General features: G+C 59.4%; 14 protein-coding genes and 1 pseudogene. 9 read left to right on the top strand and 6 right to left on the bottom strand.

What is annotated here, in order from left to right; translation table 11 throughout:
* Window positions 1-894 (bottom strand): DMT family transporter, encoded by an 894-nt coding sequence (locus JTY93_RS18565; RefSeq protein ID WP_166647876.1) that lies wholly within the window; start codon window positions 892-894, stop codon window positions 1-3.
* Between the two features lie 160 nt (window positions 895-1,054).
* Between JTY93_RS18565 and JTY93_RS18560 the strand changes: the two are divergent.
* Window positions 1,055-2,481: pseudogene (locus JTY93_RS18560) on the top strand (aminotransferase-like domain-containing protein).
* A 247-nt stretch (window positions 2,482-2,728) separates the two neighbouring features.
* On the opposite strand, the gene ppsR reads toward JTY93_RS18560, so the two are convergent.
* A complete protein-coding gene (gene ppsR, locus JTY93_RS18555) occupies window positions 2,729-3,547 on the bottom strand; it encodes a posphoenolpyruvate synthetase regulatory kinase/phosphorylase PpsR (RefSeq protein ID WP_029298286.1) in 819 nt (272 codons plus the stop codon).
* A gap of 178 nt (window positions 3,548-3,725) precedes the next feature.
* On the opposite strand from ppsR, the gene ppsA reads away from it, so the two are divergent.
* The 8 genes from ppsA (at window position 3,726) to JTY93_RS18515 (ending at window position 11,855) form a co-directional block, all read left to right on the top strand.
* A complete protein-coding gene (ppsA, locus tag JTY93_RS18550) occupies window positions 3,726-6,101 on the top strand; it encodes a phosphoenolpyruvate synthase (protein ID WP_205476766.1) in 2,376 nt (791 codons plus the stop codon).
* Window positions 6,102-6,200: 99 nt separating this feature from the next.
* Window positions 6,201-7,190, top strand: coding sequence for an alpha/beta fold hydrolase (locus JTY93_RS18545; protein ID WP_205476767.1), 990 nt, complete (start codon window positions 6,201-6,203; stop codon window positions 7,188-7,190).
* A gap of 229 nt (window positions 7,191-7,419) precedes the next feature.
* A complete protein-coding gene (gene rraA, locus JTY93_RS18540; protein WP_205476768.1) occupies window positions 7,420-7,911 on the top strand; it encodes a ribonuclease E activity regulator RraA in 492 nt (163 codons plus the stop codon).
* A gap of 24 nt (window positions 7,912-7,935) precedes the next feature.
* The gene (gene cmaX, locus JTY93_RS18535) at window positions 7,936-8,931 is read left to right on the top strand and encodes a divalent cation transporter CmaX (protein ID WP_205476769.1); all 996 of its coding nucleotides are present in this window, start codon (window positions 7,936-7,938) and stop codon (window positions 8,929-8,931) included.
* Between the two features lie 85 nt (window positions 8,932-9,016).
* The gene (locus JTY93_RS18530; protein WP_029298275.1) at window positions 9,017-9,262 is read left to right on the top strand and encodes a hypothetical protein; all 246 of its coding nucleotides are present in this window, start codon (window positions 9,017-9,019) and stop codon (window positions 9,260-9,262) included.
* Window positions 9,263-9,264: 2 nt separating this feature from the next.
* Window positions 9,265-10,089 carry a mechanosensitive ion channel family protein gene (locus JTY93_RS18525; RefSeq protein WP_169992634.1) on the top strand — a complete coding sequence of 275 codons (825 nt, stop codon included), beginning with the start codon at window positions 9,265-9,267 and terminating at the stop codon, window positions 10,087-10,089.
* 87 nt (window positions 10,090-10,176) lie between these two features.
* The gene (gene sigX / locus JTY93_RS18520) at window positions 10,177-10,767 is read left to right on the top strand and encodes an RNA polymerase sigma factor SigX (protein WP_205476770.1); all 591 of its coding nucleotides are present in this window, start codon (window positions 10,177-10,179) and stop codon (window positions 10,765-10,767) included.
* Window positions 10,768-10,874: 107 nt separating this feature from the next.
* Complete coding sequence (locus JTY93_RS18515) at window positions 10,875-11,855, top strand: OmpA family protein (RefSeq protein WP_057444927.1); 981 nt, start codon at window positions 10,875-10,877, stop codon at window positions 11,853-11,855.
* Between the two features lie 60 nt (window positions 11,856-11,915).
* Here the strand turns inward: JTY93_RS18515 and cobA are convergent, their stop codons facing one another.
* The 4 genes from cobA to nirB are packed head-to-tail and all read right to left on the bottom strand — an operon-like array spanning window position 11,916 to window position 18,140.
* Window positions 11,916-12,653 (bottom strand): uroporphyrinogen-III C-methyltransferase, encoded by a 738-nt coding sequence (gene cobA / locus JTY93_RS18510; RefSeq protein ID WP_205476771.1) that lies wholly within the window; start codon window positions 12,651-12,653, stop codon window positions 11,916-11,918.
* Window positions 12,654-12,664: 11 nt separating this feature from the next.
* The gene (locus JTY93_RS18505) at window positions 12,665-15,373 is read right to left on the bottom strand and encodes a nitrate reductase (RefSeq protein WP_205476772.1); all 2,709 of its coding nucleotides are present in this window, start codon (window positions 15,371-15,373) and stop codon (window positions 12,665-12,667) included.
* Entirely contained in the window at window positions 15,373-15,690 is a 318-nt protein-coding gene (gene nirD / locus JTY93_RS18500; protein WP_029298262.1) for a nitrite reductase small subunit NirD, read from the bottom strand. The genes JTY93_RS18505 and nirD overlap by 1 nt, the downstream gene beginning before the upstream one ends.
* A complete protein-coding gene (gene nirB, locus JTY93_RS18495; RefSeq protein ID WP_205476773.1) occupies window positions 15,687-18,140 on the bottom strand; it encodes a nitrite reductase large subunit NirB in 2,454 nt (817 codons plus the stop codon). The genes nirD and nirB overlap by 4 nt, the downstream gene beginning before the upstream one ends.
* Window positions 18,141-18,397 lie beyond the last annotated feature (257 nt).

Here is an 18,397-nt window from a genome sequence, read left to right as displayed (position 1 = left end):
TCAATTGGCTTTTGCCAGCAACTTTTCGATCGGTAACTTGGTGATGGCAAAGCCGGCCAGCAGGATCGCCGAGTACAGCATCAGGTCCCGGGACAATTCCAGGCCTTCGTACCAGGCGCCGATGATCACGGCGAACACCGGGAAAATAATGAAGACGAACGACAGGATGATCGGGCTCAGGCGCTTGAGCAGCATGAAATACACGATAAACCCGCCGACCGAGGCCACCAGGCCCAGGTAGAACAGGGCGCTCCAGGACCGCAGGGTGATGGCCTCGAAGGTCGGCGATTCAAACCACAGCCCGGCGACAAACAGCATCAGCCCGGCAATCCCGATGGGCAGGGTGTTGTAGGTGATCACGCTGATGGCGCTGCCTTTTTGCTTGGTAATGACATAGCACAAGGCATGCAGGATTGCGGCGGTCAGAATTGCCAGTACGCCGAAGAATTCGGCGTGGTCAAGGTGCAGCCCCTGGCTGCGGATAATCATGTACAGGCTGCCGAAACCGATGCCGATGCCGACGACCTGGGAAAAGTAGATGCGCTCGCGCAGGAACAGCGCCGAGAAGATCAGGATGAACACCGGCATGCAGCTGAACAGCAGGGCGGTGAGCCCGGACGAGACGTGCATTTCGCCGTAGTTGAGCAGGTAGTAGGGCACGCTGAAGTAGCAAAGGGTCACGAATACAAAGAACCAGCGGCTTTCCCGGGGGAACAGGATCGGCTCGCGACGCAGGAAGGCAAAGCACAGGAACAGTGGGAATGCGATCAAAAAGCGCAGCCCCGCCGACGTCAGGGGCGGCACGCTTTCCACCGCGATCTTGATCCCCAGCCAGGTGGTGCCCCAGCTCAGGCAGACAATCAGGAACATCACACTGGTGATCAGGCCAGCCAGCCATTGTTTGGGGGATTTGGTTTTTTCGGTATTTTCGAGAACGGCGGACATTGGCATCGTTTATTGCTTCCCTGAGCCGGAATTGAACTCTATATTGAACTTGTAATTAGAGGTTTCACCCGGTGATTGAACCCGTAAAAGCACACTATTAGGGCGAATGATGGCTGTCAAAACAAATATTGACATGGTGTCAATTATGCGAGAGGGACTGTCCAATGGGCAGGGCGTGAAGTACAAGCGCCTGTCCGACGTCATGGAGCGGGGCATTCTCGAAGGCTTGATTGAACCGGGGCGCAAACTGCCACCTCACCGGGTGCTCTCCGACAATCTGGGAGTGACCATCGGCACTATCAGCCGGGCCTACGGCGAGCTGGAGCGCCTGGGCCTGGTGGTGGCGCGGGTAGGTGACGGAACGTTCGTACGCAAGCGTGGGATGGAGCGCCAGCGCGACGAAGGCTTTCGTAACGTCAGCGAGGAGCCGCGCCAGTACTTCGATATGAGCCGCAATATGCATATCCCGGGGCAGGAGACCACGTTCCTGGCCCAGGGTTTTGAAACCCTGGCCAAGAATGCCAAGTTCCTGCAGGACATCAGTGCCTACACCCCGGACGCCGGCTTGCCACGCTACCGCGCGGCAGGTGCGCAATGGTTGGTGCAGCGTGACTTTCACCCGATTCCAGAGCAGGTCATCTGTGTCAACGGCGGCCAGCATGGGCTGCTGTGCGCGTTGATGGCGTTGGTGCGTGCGGGCGACACGGTCGTCACCGAGCAATTGACCTATCCGGGCCTGATTACCGCCGCGCGGATGCTCGGCATCCGCCTGATCGGCCTGGAAATGGATGAGGAAGGCGTGTTGCCGGCGGCCCTGGAGGAAGTCTGTCGCAATCACCGGGTGTCGGCCTTGTATTGCACGCCGACCATCCAGAATCCGACCACCGCCGTGTTGTCGGTGGCCCGCCGTGAGGCGCTGGTGAAGGTGTGTCGCGAGCACAACCTGCTGATTTTAGAGGACGAGGCGCATGGTGTGTTGGTGGAAGATCGTCCGCCACCCCTGAGTCATTTTGCCCCGGAACGCACGATTCTGATCAGCAGCCTGAGCAAGGCCGTGTCGGCGGGCTTGCGGGTGGGATATGTGCACGCGCCACCAGCGCTGGTCAGCCGTATTTCTGCCGCCCTGCGCTCAACCTGCTGGATGGCCACGCCAGTGACCCTGGAACTGGCCACGCAGTGGATTGAAAACGGCACGGCAGAGTACCTGTTGCATCAGCAGATCCATGAAATCAGCCGGCGCAAGGCGTTGGTCGCAGACCTGCTGACCGGTTTGGAGTACCGAACCCACCCCAACAGCCCGCACTTCTGGATTGAAGTCCCGGAGCCTTGGCGTGCGTCGGAAATCGAGGCAGAGCTCAAGCAGAATAATTACCTGATCGCCACCGCCGAAGCCTTTGCCGTGGGGCAGACCGCGGTACCGCAGTTTATCCGGGCGAGTATCTGCAATACGTCGGGGGGATGATCAGTTGCTGAAGGCTGGGTTTGATGCGCTGGCCACGGCGCTGGGGGCAGGGTGGGGACCGGTTTCACCTGTGAACCCAGTCGTGGCACACGGTTTTTTTGTGTCATACGGGCTTGTTGTGGCAAATGGGCTTGTTGTGGCGAGCGGGCTTGTCGGAACGCCGCATCGCCCGCGCTGGGTGGCGAAGCCACCCCAAAAAACCAAGCTATCGCAGCAGTGTCTGACACACCGAGGCATCTTTATTGGGGCTGCTACGCATCCCAGCGCGGGGCAAGCCCGCTCGCCACAATCAAGCCCGCTCGCTACATAAGCGGCTACGGGTTATTTGAAGCGCCGCTCAACACCCTTTTCTACAAGGATTTTCGCCGAAATCTCTTCCACCGAAAAATGCGTGGAGTTGATGTGCGCAATGTTTTCCCGGCGGAACAGGTTTTCCACTTCCCGCACTTCGAATTCGCACTGGGCATAGCTCGAATAGCGGCTATTGGGCTTGCGTTCGTTACGGATGGCCGTGAGTCGGTCCGGGTCGATGGTTAGGCCGAAGAGTTTGTGCTGATGTTTGCGCAGCACCGCCGGCAGTTGCAGGCGTTCCATGTCGTCCTCGGTCAGCGGGTAGTTGGCCGCGCGGATGCCAAACTGCATGGCCATGTACAGGCAGGTCGGGGTCTTGCCGCAGCGCGACACGCCGACCAGGATCAGGTCGGCCTTGTCGTAGTAGTGGGTGCGGGCGCCGTCGTCGTTGTCCAGGGCGAAGTTCACCGCCTCGATCCGCTCCATATAGTTGGAATTGTGGCCAATGGAATGGGACTTGCCCACGGAGTATGAGGAATGCTCACTGAGCTCCTGTTCCAGGGGCGCAAGGAAGGTCGAGAAGATGTCGATCATGAAACCATTGGAAGTCGCGAGGATCTCACGGATGTCCTGGTTGACGATGGTGTCGAAAATGATCGGGCGCACACCGTCTTTTTCGGCGGCCAGATTGATTTGTTGTACCATGGCCCGCGCTTTATCCACGTTATCGATATAAGGCCGGGTGAATTTGGCGAAGGTAATGCTTTCGAACTGCGCCAGCAGGCTCTGACCCAGGGTTTCGGCGGTAATGCCGGTGCCATCGGAGATAAAGAAAGCAGATCGTTTCATTTGAGCCTTGGGCCTTAAGCTGATGACGAATCTTGGATATGATAGGCGCGATTTTGCCGTCCCACAGTGGGCCGCATTCTCACTTATTTTCCAGGTCCAGGCCACAAACGCCGGTAAATGCTCCTACTGAGCCACCGGCGCCCTGAGCTTTTCCAACACAGTTAGTGGAGAGATCACCTTGGTAGAGTACGTAGTTTCCCTCGATAAGCTCGGCGTCCATGATGTAGAGCATGTGGGGGGCAAGAACGCATCCCTCGGCGAGATGATCAGTAATCTTGCGGGCGCTGGTGTCTCGGTGCCGGGTGGTTTCGCCACCACCGCCCAGGCATATCGTGACTTCCTCGAACTGAGCGGTCTCAACGACCAGATCCACGCTGCCCTGGACGCGCTGGATGTGGATGATGTCAACGCTCTGGCCAAGACCGGCGCGCAGATCCGCCAGTGGATCATGGAAGCCGAGTTCCCCGAGAAGCTCAACGCAGAAATCCGCACCGCCTTCGCCACCCTGTCGGCCGGCAACCCGGACATGGCCGTCGCCGTGCGCTCCTCGGCCACCGCCGAAGACTTGCCCGACGCCTCCTTCGCCGGCCAGCAGGAAACCTTCCTGAACATCCGTGGCGTGGAAAACGTCATCCGCGCGGCGAAGGAAGTATTTGCCTCGCTGTTCAACGATCGCGCCATTTCCTACCGTGTACACCAGGGCTTTGACCACAAGCTGGTGGCCCTGTCTGCCGGCGTGCAGCGCATGGTACGTTCGGAAACCGGTACCGCCGGCGTGATGTTCACCCTGGATACCGAATCGGGCTTCCGTGACGTGGTGTTTATCACCGGCGCCTACGGCCTGGGCGAAACCGTCGTACAAGGCGCGGTCAACCCGGACGAGTTTTACGTGCATAAGCACACCCTTGAAGCTGGTCGCCCGGCGATCCTGCGCCGCAACCTGGGCAGCAAGGCCATCAAGATGATCTACGGCGACGAGGCCAAGGCCGGTCGCTCGGTGAAAACCGTTGATGTCGACAAGGCCGAGCGTGCGCGCTTCTGCCTCAGCGACGCCGAAGTCAGCGAATTGGCCAAGCAGGCGATGATCATCGAGAAGCACTACAAGTGCCCGATGGATATCGAGTGGGCCAAAGACGGCGATGACGGCAAGCTGTACATCGTCCAGGCACGTCCGGAAACCGTGAAAAGCCGCACCTCGGCCAATGTCATGGAACGCTACCTGTTGAAAGAAACCGGCACCGTGCTGGTGGAAGGCCGTGCCATCGGCCAGCGCATCGGCGCTGGCAAGGTGCGGATCATCAAGGACGTGTCCGAGATGGACAAGGTCCAGCCGGGTGACGTGCTGGTCTCCGACATGACCGACCCGGATTGGGAGCCCGTGATGAAGCGCGCCAGCGCCATCGTCACCAACCGTGGCGGGCGTACCTGCCACGCGGCGATCATTGCCCGTGAACTGGGGATCCCGGCAGTCGTCGGTTGCGGCAACGCCACCCAACTGCTCAAGGATGGCCAGGGCGTCACCGTATCCTGCGCCGAAGGCGATACCGGCTTCATCTTTGAAGGTGAACTGGGCTTCGACATCAAGCAAAACTCCATCGACGCCATGCCCGACCTGCCGTTCAAGATCATGATGAACGTCGGCAACCCCGACCGCGCCTTCGACTTCGCGCAGTTGCCGAACGCTGGGGTGGGCCTGGCTCGCCTGGAGTTCATCATCAACCGTATGATCGGCGTGCACCCCAAGGCCCTGTTGAACTACGACGGCCTGCCGGTGGAAATCAAGGACAGCGTCGACAAGCGCATCGCCGGCTACAACGACCCTGTTGGCTTCTACGTCGAGAAGCTGGTGGAAGGCATCAGCACCCTGGCAGCGGCCTTCTGGCCGAAGAAAGTCATCGTGCGCCTGTCGGACTTCAAGTCCAACGAATATGCGAACCTGATCGGCGGCAAGCTTTACGAGCCGGAAGAAGAAAACCCGATGCTGGGTTTCCGTGGCGCCTCGCGCTATATCAGCGAAGCGTTCCGTGACTGCTTCGAGCTCGAATGCCGCGCCCTCAAACGTGTGCGCAATGAGATGGGCCTGACCAACGTCGAGATCATGGTGCCGTTCGTACGTACCCTGGGCGAAGCGAGCCATGTGGTCGATCTGCTGGCTGAAAATGGCCTGACCCGTGGCGAAAATGGCCTGCGCGTGATCATGATGTGCGAGCTGCCGTCCAACGCCATCCTCGCCGAGGAGTTCCTGGAGTTCTTCGATGGTTTCTCCATCGGTTCCAACGACCTGACCCAACTGACCCTGGGTCTGGATCGCGACTCCGGGATCATTGCTCACCTGTTTGACGAGCGTAACCCAGCGGTCAAGAAGCTGTTGGCCAACGCCATCCAGGCCTGCAACAAGGCTGGCAAGTACATCGGTATCTGCGGCCAAGGTCCTTCCGATCACCCGGACCTGGCCAAATGGCTGATGGAACAGGGCATCGAAAGCGTCTCGCTGAACCCCGATTCCGTGCTGGAAACCTGGTTCTTCCTGGCTGAAGGCGAAGCCTCGGCGTAATTGCCATCTGCCGGTCGGCCTGTAGGGCTGGCCGGCATTTCTCATTCTGTACAGGGCGGAACTCCTTCCGGACGCCGCCCTTTTTTGTGCAAGAACATTATGCAAAGCAGCAGCAACCTGTTTCCCGTCGCCTTGCTCAGCGCTGAGCGTCGTGGCGACCTGAGTGAAGATGTCTACCGCCTCAAGCCTGGCAACAGCCCCGACAGCACCGTAGAGCTGGCGGTGACGCGCCTGGGCCTGGCCGATGTCGAGCAAAATCGTGGTGTGCCGGTGGTGCTGGTACACGGCAGCTTTTCCAATCGCCGTTTTTGGTATTCGCCCAAAGGCATCGGCCTGGGTGCGTATCTGGCGCGCCAGGGTTTTGATGTGTGGATCCCGGAAATGCGTGGCCACGGGCTTTCCCGGCGTAACCAGGACTACGCCAAGAATCGTGTCGCCGACTATGCTCGTTACGACCTGCCGGCCATTGCCGCCTTTGTGCGGGAGCAAAGTGCGCAGATTCCGCACTGGATCGGCCATTCGTTGGGTGGCACGACTTTGGCGGCCGCCTTGGGCGGTCAGTATCTGGGCGCGCCGGCGGTGGCGTCGGTGGCGCTGTTTGGCTGCCAGGTCAGCCGCACTTACTGGCCGTTGAAGATTCCGCCGGTGGAGTGGGGTGGGCGCTTGATCTTGAAGCGCTTTGCCCAACTTTCCGGTTCGCGACTCAAGCGTGGCCCGGAAGACGAGCCCATCGGCCTGGCCTTGGAAAGCATGCGCTGGCACGGTTTGTTCGGGCGTTTTGGCGATTCCGAGCGCGACTGGTGGAAAGGCTTGGCTGAGGTCGATGTGCCGCTTCTTGCGGTGAGTGCCGCGGGCGATCATCAAGATCCGGACTGGGCCTGCCGCAAGCTGTTTGACCAAGTGGGCAGCGAGCACCGCCAATACCTGTGCTTGGGGCGCAAGCAAGGATTCAGCGGTGATTTCGGGCATGTCGAGATGCTGGTCAGCAAGGCGGCGCAGGCCGAAGTGTGGCCATTGGTGCAACGTTGGCTGAAAGATCCCCTGGCACCTTTGCCGGGTGCACAGGCGCAGGTGCCTGCGACTGTTTGAGAAAAGGCTCTAAAGAGGGCGTTCCGCTGGAGATTGCTTGCGGCTAAGATATGACGCACCGGGGCATTCTGGTCATATTCAGTCGCGCAGTGGCTATTGCGTTACAGTCTGGCGAGTCTGATCATTGTCGCCCTTGCAGCGGCTGGTCTTAAAGAATGCCCGTTGCGATGCGTTTTCTTGATGTAGCTGTGGATGTTCGACACCTTCTTTCACCGACAGGAGTTTTTCGATGAACCATTACGTTACCCCCGACCTGTGTGACGCCTACCCGGACCTGGTACAGGTGCTGGAGCCGATGTTCGCCAACTTTGGGGGGCGGGACTCCTTCGGTGGCCAGATCGTGACCGTCAAGTGCTTTGAGGACAACTCCCGGGTCAAGGAGCAGGCCGAGCTGGATGGCACTGGCAAAGTGCTGGTGGTCGACGGCGGTGGTTCGCTGCGCTGCGCCTTGCTGGGCGACATGATCGCTGATCGAGCCGCAAAGAACGGCTGGGAAGGGTTGGTGATCTACGGCTGTGTGCGGGATGTGGATGTCCTCGCCCAGACCGACCTGGGCGTGCAGGCCTTGGCCAGCCACCCGAAGAAGAGCAATCGCCAGGGTGTGGGCGACGTGGGTGGAGCTGTGACCTTTGCCGGTGTGACATTGCGCCCGGGCGAATATGTCTATGCCGATAACAATGGCGTGATTGTTTCGCCCAGCCCGCTGAAAATGCCTGAATAACTGCAGTAGCCGACAGGGGTGAGGATGTTCGAGGAAGAAAACGCGCAGTGGGGGCTGGTACATGCCCTGGTACTGGACGGTAAAGGCGGTGCGCGTTCGATTGCCCGGACTGAGCTTGACGACCTGCAATTGCAGTCCCAGGAAAGCCTGTGGCTGCATTGGGATCGCAGCCATCCCCAGACCCAGACCTGGTTGCGCAAATCCAGCGGCCTGAGCGAGTTCGCCTGCGACCTGCTGCTGGAGGAAAACACCCGGCCACGGTTGTTGCCGTTGCCGGACGACGAGTTGCTGCTGTTTCTGCGGGGAATCAACCTCAACCCGGGGGCAGAGCCGGAGGACATGGTGTCGGTGCGTATTTTCGCCTCGGCTGCGCGGGTCATCTCCCTGCGTCTGCGACCCTTGCGCGCCACCGACGAGTTGCTGGTGCAGTTGGCGGATGGAAAAGGTCCCAGGACTGCTTCCGAACTGATCCTGTACATGGCGCAGTACCTGACCCATAAAGTGCAGGATCTGGTCAGCGACCTGTCTGAAATCGTCGATATTGAAGAAGAAAAACTGGATACCGACGAACGGTATACCCCGGAGCATGGCAGTGTCCTACAGATCCGTCGGCGTGCCGCCGCGCTCAAGCGGTTCCTGGCACCCCAGCGCGATATTTTCGCGCAACTGACCCGTATAAAATTGCCTTGGTTCGTCGATGACGATGCCGACTATTGGAATGAATTGAATAACAGTCTGACCCGTTACCTGGAAGAGCTGGAATTGAGCCGGGAGCGCGTGGGGCTGGTGCTGGAGGCCGAGGATAGGCGTTTGAGCGTGCGCATGAACCGCACCATGTACCGCTTCGGGATCATCACCGGGATCTTTTTGCCGATGAGTTTTCTGACCGGGTTGCTGGGGATCAACGTAGGGGGGATTCCGTTTTCAGAGAGCCCCTATGGCTTCGCGATTGCCTGCATGTTGATGGTCTCGGTGGCCCTTGGGCAGTGGTGGTTGTTTCGACGTTTACGCTGGGTTTGACCTGAACGTGACCTGAATGGCGAGCAAGGTCATGTGACCCGGCCAATTTTGCCCTCGTCTTTTAAATCACTTGCCAGAGGTCCCTATGCACGATCCGTTTGAACAGTCTTTGCGTGACATGCTTAACGCTTCGCCGTCCAACCGTGACGACGATGCTTGCCTGGGCCGCGTACTGAAAACCGCCAACCGCCAGGTAGGCGCGGGCGACCTGTTTGGTCTGCTCGGCCGCTGGTTGCCGGCACTGATGATGGCGTTGAACAACGGTTCGGCCCACGTTTCACCTGTTTCTCGTCGTAAACCTATTGCTCGCACTGCTGATAAGGCTGATTGAATATGGAACTTGATCTCTGGACGCAGAGTCTGGTCACTGCAATGACTGCGTTGTGGACCAAGGTGGCGAACTTCATTCCCAACCTGTTTGGTGCGCTGGTGCTGGTGCTGCTGGGTTTTGTCGTGGCCAAGCTGCTCGACACCCTGCTCTCCAAATTGCTCGCCAAGCTGGGCCTCGATCGCTTGATGGCCGGCACTGGTTTGACCAAGTTGCTGGGGCGCGCCGGGCTGCAAGTGCCGATCTCGACACTGATCGGCAAGATCGTCTACTGGTTTGTTTTGCTGATTTTTCTGGTTTCTGCCGCACAATCCCTTGGACTTGAGCGAGTTTCAGCTACGCTCGACATGCTGGCGCTGTATTTGCCGAAAGTATTCGGCGGCGCGCTGGTGTTGTTGGTCGGTGTTTTGCTGGCGCAACTGGCCAATGGCCTGGTGCGCGGCGCCGCTGAAGGTGTAGGTCTGGACTATGCAGGTGGCCTGGGGCGAATTGCCCAAGGGCTGGTGATCATCATCAGTATTTCGGTGGCGATCAGCCAGTTGGAGGTCAAGACAGACCTGCTCAACCATGTGATTGTGATCGTTTTGATTACCGTTGGTCTGGCCGTTGCATTGGCGATGGGCCTGGGAAGCAGAGGAATTGCTGGTCAGATTCTTGCGGGAATCTATGTGCGTGAGTTGTATCAAGTGGGGCAACACGTGCGTGTTGGCGAGGTCGAAGGGCAGATTGAAGAGATCGGCACGGTGAAAACTACACTGCTGACCGATGATGGCGAACTAGTGTCGCTGTCCAATCGGGTTCTGCTGGAACAGCAGGTGAGTAGCCGCTAACCCGGTAAACCCTGCTAATGTACGCCGCCGCAAACCTGGGTATCCAGGATGTGGCGGACATTGACCTGACTGTCGGCACGACTTGTTTTGAATAAAGCCCAAACGCTGTCCACGCGCTATGACCCCCGTGAGCTCTCTGATGAGGAGTTGGTCGCGCGCGCGCACACGGAGCTGTTTCACGTAACACGCGCGTACGAAGAATTGATGCGCAGGTATCAACGCACTCTGTTCAACGTTTGTTCAAGATATTTAGGGAACGATCGTGATGCGGATGATGTCTGTCAGGAAGTGATGCTCAAGGTGTTGTATGGCCTGAAGAACTTCGAGGGTAAATCGAAGTTCAAAACCTGGCTCTACAGCATCACGTACAACGAGTGCATCACGCAGTATCGTAAGGAACGGCGAAAGCGTCGCTTGATGGACGCCTTGAGTCTGGACCCCCTTGAGGAAGCGTCTGAAGAAAAGGCGCCGGCACCCGAGGAGAAGGGCGGACTTGATCGCTGGTTGGTGCATGTGAACCCGATTGACCGGGAAATTCTGGTGCTACGATTTGTCGCAGAACTGGAATTTCAGGAAATCGCTGACATTATGCATATGGGTTTGAGTGCTACAAAAATGCGTTACAAACGTGCTCTTGATAAATTACGTGAGAAATTTGCGGACAGTACTGAAACTTAGTTCGGTGCAAATATCTCTTACGTGTAGGCAAGTTCTGTTAGACTTGTCGCCGAGTTGTCCCCCGGTATGTGGGACTGCTTTACAATCACCAGATGGGGATTTAACGGATGAAACTGAAAAACACCTTGGGCTTGGCCATTGGTTCTCTTATTGCCGCTACTTCTTTCGGCGTTCTGGCACAAGGCCAAGGCGCAGTTGAAGGCGAGCTGTTCTACAAGAAGCAGTACAACGATAGCGTCAAGCACATCGAAGACGGCTTCAATCCTGGCGCTCGCATCGGTTACTTCCTGACCGACGACCTGTCCTTGAACTTGTCCTACGACAAGACCAACCACACCCGTTCGACTGACGGTACTGGCAACCAGAAGATCAAAGGTGATACCGGCAGCCTCGTTGCCCAGTACCACTTCGGTCAAGCTGGCGTCGACTCCCTGCGTCCATACGTAGAAGGTGGTTTCGGTCACCAGAGCCGTGGCAACGTACGTGCTGATGGCCACACTGGTCGCGATCAGACTACCTTCGCTACCGTCGGTACCGGCGTTAAGTACTACTTCACCAACAACCTGTACGCTCGTGCCGGTGTTGAAGCTGACTACGGTCTGGACAACGGCAAGTGGGACTACTCCGCACTGGTCGGCCTGGGCGTAAACTTCGGCGGTAACGCTGGCGCAGCAGCTCCAGCTCCTACCCCAGCACCAGCTCCAGAGCCAGTTCCAGAGCCAGAAGCTCCGGTTGCTCAGGTTGTTCGTGTTGAGCTGGACGTGAAGTTCGACTTCGACAAGGCCGTTGTTAAGCCTAACAGCTACGGCGACGTGAAAAACCTGGCCGACTTCATGGCTCAGTACCCAGCTACCAACGTAGAAGTTGCTGGTCACACTGACTCCGTCGGTCCAGACGCTTACAACCAGAAGCTGTCCCAGCGTCGTGCTGACGCTGTTAAGCAAGTTCTGGTTAAAGATGGCGTAGCTCCTAGCCGTATCACCTCCGTAGGTTACGGCGAGTCCCGCCCAGTTGCTGACAACGCAACTGAAGCTGGTCGTGCTGTTAACCGTCGCGTAGAAGCATCGGTTGAAGCACAAGCTCAGTAATTACTGAGTGGTAGAAAAAAGCCCGGCTTAGGCCGGGCTTTTTTTCGCCTGGAATTTGCTTCAGGCGCTGGCCAGCAACGCTGCTTCCACGGCCGTGGCCGCCACTGCGCCGATCACCAGGATAGCCGGGCTCTTCAAGGCAAACGCCTTGGCATCATCCTGCATGCACGCCAGGGAGCTGCGGCATTCACGCTGCTGAGGCATTGAGGCGTTCTCGATCATCGCCACCGGCATATTCGAAGCCATGCCACCCTCCAGCAGTTGCTGGGCAATTTCTGAAAGTTTCGCCACGCCCATGTAGATCACTAGCGTCGTGCCCCCTTCGGCCAAAGCCCGCCAATTGAGGCTACTGTCGTCCTGGGTATGGGCCGTGACCAGTGTGACGCCGCGACTGATCCCGCGCAGTGTCAGCGGTATATCGCAATTTGTCGCACCCGCCAGCCCAGCCGTGATGCCATTGACCAACTCCACACTCACGCCGCGATCCGTGAGCCATGTAGCTTCCTCGCCGCCCCGTCCAAAAATGCACGGATCACCGCCTTTGAGGCGCACCACACATTTGCCTTGGCGCGCGTAACGCAGCATCAGGCGATGAATAAAATCCTGGGGCGTGGAACGGCAACCACCACGTTTGCCGACGGTAATCACCCGCGTACCGGGGCAATGCTCAAGCACCGCCGGGTTGACCAAGTCATCAATCAACACCACATCGGCCTCGTGCAGGGCCCGTACCGCCTTGAGGGTCAACAACTCCGGATCACCCGGGCCTGCGCCCACCAGCCAGACTTTTGCACTCATATTCATTGCCCTCACACACTGATAGCGATTGGCTGCGAAGTGTTCGCCAAAAGCCGTTTGATTTCGGGGACGCAGGAGCCACATTGCGTACCGCAGCCCAGTTCTTGCTTCAGTCCATCCAGGTCCAGGCCGCGACTGATGCCTGCACATATCGCGTGTTCACTGACGTTCTTGCAATTGCAGAGAATCCTGTTGCTGGTACTTCCACCACCGGGCGGCGCGCTGAGAGGTGCCAGCAGCCAGCGCCGCAGTTGCTCATCGGTACGGCCTTCCAGCCACAGGCTTTGCAGCCAGTGGCGGGCCAGGGTTTCGCCGGCCAGGCGGATTGCAGTAATCCGGCCTTTCTCGATTTTTACCCGTTTGCCGATAGAGCGCCGTGGGTCGTCATAGGCCATGACCGGGCCGTCATTGAGGCCCAGCAATTGGTCGATGTTCTTGAGCAACTGCAGGTCCGGCGCCTCGGTGTGGGCAGCACGCAGCAGCAGCGCCGGCCGTTCACGCCCGGTCAAACTCAGGCTGACGTAGGCAAAGCACTCGCAAAGCGGGCGCAACGCCTCGAAGTGTTGCTGGACGTCACCTTCGATCAGCGCAAACAGCTGCCAAGGCAATTGCACAGCTTCCAGGCGTACACCGCTGTGCTTGAGCTCGGGTTGTTTCGACAAGGGATCGAATGCCGGCTGAGTCAGCATGTTGACGCCGCCCTTGAGGAAGCGATCGCCCCAATGCATGGGCAGGAATGCCTGGCCGGGACGCACGCTGTCATCACTGGTCACCGCCACAATCACCTGGCCACGGCGGCTTTTCAGGCTCACCAGATCGCCCTCTTTGAAGCGGTGCCGGCGCAGTTCGTCCGGGTGCAGGCTGAGCAATGCTTCGCTGACGTGGCCGAACAGTTGCGCAGCCGTACCGGTGCGGCTCATGCCATGCCATTGGTCACGCAGGCGGCCGGTGATCAGGGTCAGGGGAAAGCGCGCATCACGTTGTTCCTTTGCCGCGCGATAAGGCTCGGCGATAAAGTGCGCACGACCACTGTCGGTCGGGAAGATGCCGTCGGTGTACAGCCGTGGCGTGCCGCTCTGCGCCTCGGCGGGAAACGGCCATTGTTGCGGGCCGATCCGGTCGAGCAGGGCATGGCTGATGCCTGACAGGTCCAAGTCCCGACCGCGTGTCAGCAGTTTGAACTCATCAAAAATCTGCGCCGGTTGCGCAAACGCAAACAGGCTCGGTAGGCCCGGTCGCAAGCGTTGCTCCAGGCGCTGTGCGAAATCCACGGTAATCGCCCAGTCCGACCGCGCCTCACCCGGTGGGGCAATGGCCTGGCGTACGTGGGAAATGCGGCGCTCGGAATTGGTCACGGTGCCTTCTTTCTCACCCCAACTGGCGGCTGGCAACAACAGGTCGGCAAAGGCTGCGGTTTCTGTGGTGCGGAAGGCTTCCTGCAACACCACGAATGGGCACGCAGTGAGAGCCTGGCGCACGCTGCTCTGGTCCGGCAACGATTGCGCGGGGTTGGTGCAGGCGATCCACAGCGCTTTGATCTTGCCGGCCTGTACCTGCTCGAACAATTCGATGGCGGTCAAGCCGGTACTGGATGGCAGTTGCTCAACCCCCCAGTAGGCGGCCACTTGTGCGCGGTGCTCGGGGTTGTTGGCGTCGCGATGGCCCGGCAGCAGGTTCGACAGGCTGCCGGTTTCCCGGCCGCCCATGGCGTTGGGCTGGCCGGTCAGGGAAAACGGCCCGCAACCTGGGCGGCCAAGGGTACCGGTGGCCAGGTGCAGGTTGATCAGCGCGCTGTTTTTCGCGCTGCCGGCGCTGGACTGGTTGAGCCCCATGCACCACAGCGACAGAAAGCTCGGCGAGGTACCGACCCACTGCGCACACTGGCGCAGTCGCTCGACACTGATCCCGCACAGTTGCGTGACCATCTGCGGTGTGTAGTCATGGACCAGGCGTTTGAGTTCGACCAAACCATCGGTATGAGCCTGGATAAAGTCCCGATCGATCCAGTCTTCCCACAGCAGTAGATGCAAAATCCCATGGAACAAGGCGACGTCAGTACCCGGCAAAATCGCCAGGTGCATATCCGCCAAGTCGCAGGTATCGGTGCGCCGCGGATCAATGACCACCACTTTCATATCCGGCCGGCGCGCCTTGGCCTCTTCCAACCGGCGAAACAGTACTGGATGGGCGTAGGCCATATTACTGCCGACGATCATCACGCAATCACTGATCTCCAGGTCCTCATAGCTGCACGGCGGCGCGTCGGCACCCAGGCTGCGCTTGTAGCCGACCACCGCCGAGGACATGCAGAGCCTGGAATTGCTGTCGATATTGTTGGTGCCCACCAGGGCCCGTGCGAGTTTGTTGAAGCTGTAGTAGTCCTCGGTCAGCAGTTGTCCCGAGATATAGAACGCCACGCTGTCGGGGCCGTGCTCAGCGATGGTGTCGGCAAATACATTGGCGGCGTGGTCCAGGGCACTGTCCCAATCGGTACGGGCACGGGCCAGGCCTTTGCCCAGGCGCAATTCGGGGTACAACGCCCGTGCTGTCAGGTCGCCGGTCAGGTGCAGGCTGGAACCCTTGCTGCACAATTTGCCGAAATTGGCGGGATGCGTCGGGTCGCCGCTGACCCCGAGGATCTGCGCGCCATCATGCTCGATCAGCACGCCGCAGCCGACCCCGCAGTAGCAGCAGGTCGATGCGGTGACCTGGCGGTTCATCAACCGGCGTCCCGCAGGGCCAGCATCACCCGGCCGTTTTCAACCCGGGCATGGTGATGGTGGGCGCAACCGATATCCGGGGCCTGGGCTTCGCCGGACGCCAGGTCGATCTGCCAGTTGTGCAGCGGGCACGCCACGCGTTTGCCGTAAATCAACCCTTGGGACAATGGCCCACCCTTGTGCGGGCAGCGGTCGTCAAGGGCGAAGACTTCGTCGTCACTGGTACGAAAAATCGCAATTTCACCTTTCGGGCCGCTGACGATGCGCGAGCCCAGTGCGTTGATTTCGTCGAGGGCGCAGATATCCAGCCAGTTCATACCAATACCTCCAGCTGTTTGACGGCGATGGTGTCGAATTCCTTCTTCCGCAACGGCTGCTCCAGGCGCTCTTTCCACGGGTCCTGTTCAAACGACAGGGAGAACTGCAGGCGCTCGTTCAGGGCCTGGCGTCGCGCCGGGTCTTCCAGCACGGCCTTCTTGATATGGTCCATGCCGACCCGCTGCATGTAATGCACGGTGCGCTCCAGGTAGAAGGCCTCTTCGCGGTACAGCTGCAGGAAGGCGCCGTTGTACTCGCGTACCTCCTCGGCGGTCTTGAGCTTGACGAAGAACTCCGCGACCTCGGTCTTGATCCCACCATTGCCGCCGATATACATCTCCCAGCCCGAATCGACACCGATAATTCCCACGTCCTTGATCCCCGCTTCCGAGCAGTTGCGCGGGCACCCGGAGACCGCCAGCTTGACCTTGTGGGGCGACCACATGTTGAACAGGTCATGCTCCAGCTCGATCCCCAGTTGCGTGGAGTTCTGCGTGCCGAAGCGGCAGAACTCGCTGCCGACACAGGTCTTCACGGTGCGGATGGATTTGCCGTAGGCATGCCCGGACGGCATATCAAGGTCTTTCCACACGCCGGGCAGGTCCTGTTTCTTGATGCCCAGCAAGTCGATGCGCTGGCCGCCGGTGACCTTGACCATCGGCACGTTGTACTTGTCGGCCACATCAGCAATCCGGCGCAGTTCGGAAGGATTGGTCACACCGCCCCACATCCGCGGGACTACCGAGTAGGTGCCGTCTTTCTGAATGTTGGCGTGGGCCCGTTCGTTGATCAGGCGCGATTGCGGATCGTCCTTGGCTTCCCCCGGCCAGGTGGAGATCAGGTAGTAGTTCAACGCCGGACGGCAAGTGGCGCAGCCGTTGGGCGTGCGCCAGTTCAGGTAGCTCATGGTGTCGGCGATGGTCAGCAGGTGCTGATCGCGGATCGCCTGACGGATTTGCCCGTGGTTCAGATCGCTGCAGCCGCAGATGGCTTTTTCGCTTTTTGGCTTGACGTCGGCAGCGCCGCCCACGGTGTTGATCAGGATCTGCTCCACCAACCCGGCGCAGGAGCCGCAGGAACTGGCGGCCTTGGTGTGTTTCTTCACCTCATCGACGCTGAACAGGCCCTGTTCCTGGATCGCCTTGACGATGGTGCCCTTGCACACGCCGTTGCAGCCGCAGACTTCGGCGTTGTCGGCCATGCTCATGGCTTTGTCCTGGCCCTGATGGCCGACATCGCCGAGGGCGTTTTCACCGAACATCAGGTGATCGCGAATCTTGCTGATGCCATGGTTCTCGCGGATCTGCCTGAAATACCAACCACCGTCGGCGGTATCGCCGTACAGGCAGGCGCCGACCAATATGTCGTCCTTGATCACCAGCTTCTTGTAGACGCCGCCGATCGGGTCGGAAAGGGTGATGGTCTCGGTGCCTTCGCCGCCCATGAAGTCGCCAGCGGAAAACAGGTCGATACCGGTGACTTTCAGTTTGGTCGAGGTCACCGAGCCTTTGTAGGTGGCGAAGCCCAACTGGGCCAGGTGGTTGGCGCAGACCTTGGCCTGCTCGAACAGCGGCGCCACCAGGCCGTAGGCAATCCCGCGATGGCTGGCGCATTCGCCGATGGCATAGATGCGCGGGTCGTAGGTTTGCATCGTGTCGTTGACCAGGATCCCACGGTTGCACGGGATGCCGGACTTTTCCGCCAGTTCGGTGTTGGGGCGGATGCCGGCGGCCATCACCACCAAGTCGGCGGGAATCACGTCGCCATTTTTGAACTGCACCGAGCCCACGCGGCCATTACCGGCGTCATGCAGGGCCTGGGTCTGTTCGCACAGGCGAAACACCAGGCCACGGCTTTCCAGTTCGGTTTGCAGCAACTGGCCGCTGGTCTTGTCCAGTTGCCGCTCCAGCAGCCATTCGCCGAGATGCACCACGGTGACGTGCATGCCGCGCAGCATCAGGCCATTGGCCGCTTCCAGGCCGAGCAGGCCGCCACCGATGACCACTGCGTGCTTGTGGGTCTTGGCGGTGTCGATCATGGCTTGGGTGTCGGCAATGTCGCGGTAGCCGATCACGCCCTGCAAGGTATTGCCGGGAATCGGCAGGATAAATGGGGTCGAGCCGGTGGCGATCAGCAGGCGATCGTATTCGGCCTCGGTGCCGTCTTCGGCGATGACTTTGCGTTTGACCCGGTCGATCTGCACCACCTTGCGGTTGAGCAGCAACTTAATGTTGTTTTGCAGGTACCAGTCGAGGTCGTTGAGCACGATCTCTTCGAACGTCTGTTCACCGGCCAGCACCGGCGATAGCAGGATGCGGTTGTAGTTGGTGTGGGGCTCGGCGCCAAAGACCGTGATGTCGTACAGCTCGGTGCTCAGTTTCAGCAGTTCTTCAAGGGTGCGAACCCCGGCCATGCCGTTGCCGATCATCACCAGTTTGAGTTTCTTCATGTCGTTCTCCGCAATGGCTCGACAAATCACGCGCAAACAAAAAAAGGCGTCCCGCTAGTTGCCTAGCGAGGACGCCTTTGTCCTGGTCCCGTTCTCTCGGGAAAGCCCCACCTTCGTCGTTGAAGGGTGGGCTGTATGTGGGGGTGTTGCAGAGGTTAATGCAGTGGTTGTGCCAAGTCGTGAAAAGCCGGATTTACTGAGGTTCTGGCGGCTGCCACCAGGTTGTTTCGCACCATTTAAAGGCGCACTGCCCACAA

This window comes from Pseudomonas hygromyciniae (genome assembly GCF_016925675.1).
Lineage (GTDB): Bacteria > Pseudomonadota > Gammaproteobacteria > Pseudomonadales > Pseudomonadaceae > Aquipseudomonas > Aquipseudomonas hygromyciniae.
The sequence above is the reverse complement of the archived record's forward strand: the minus strand, read 5'-3'. Positions and strand labels throughout refer to the sequence as shown.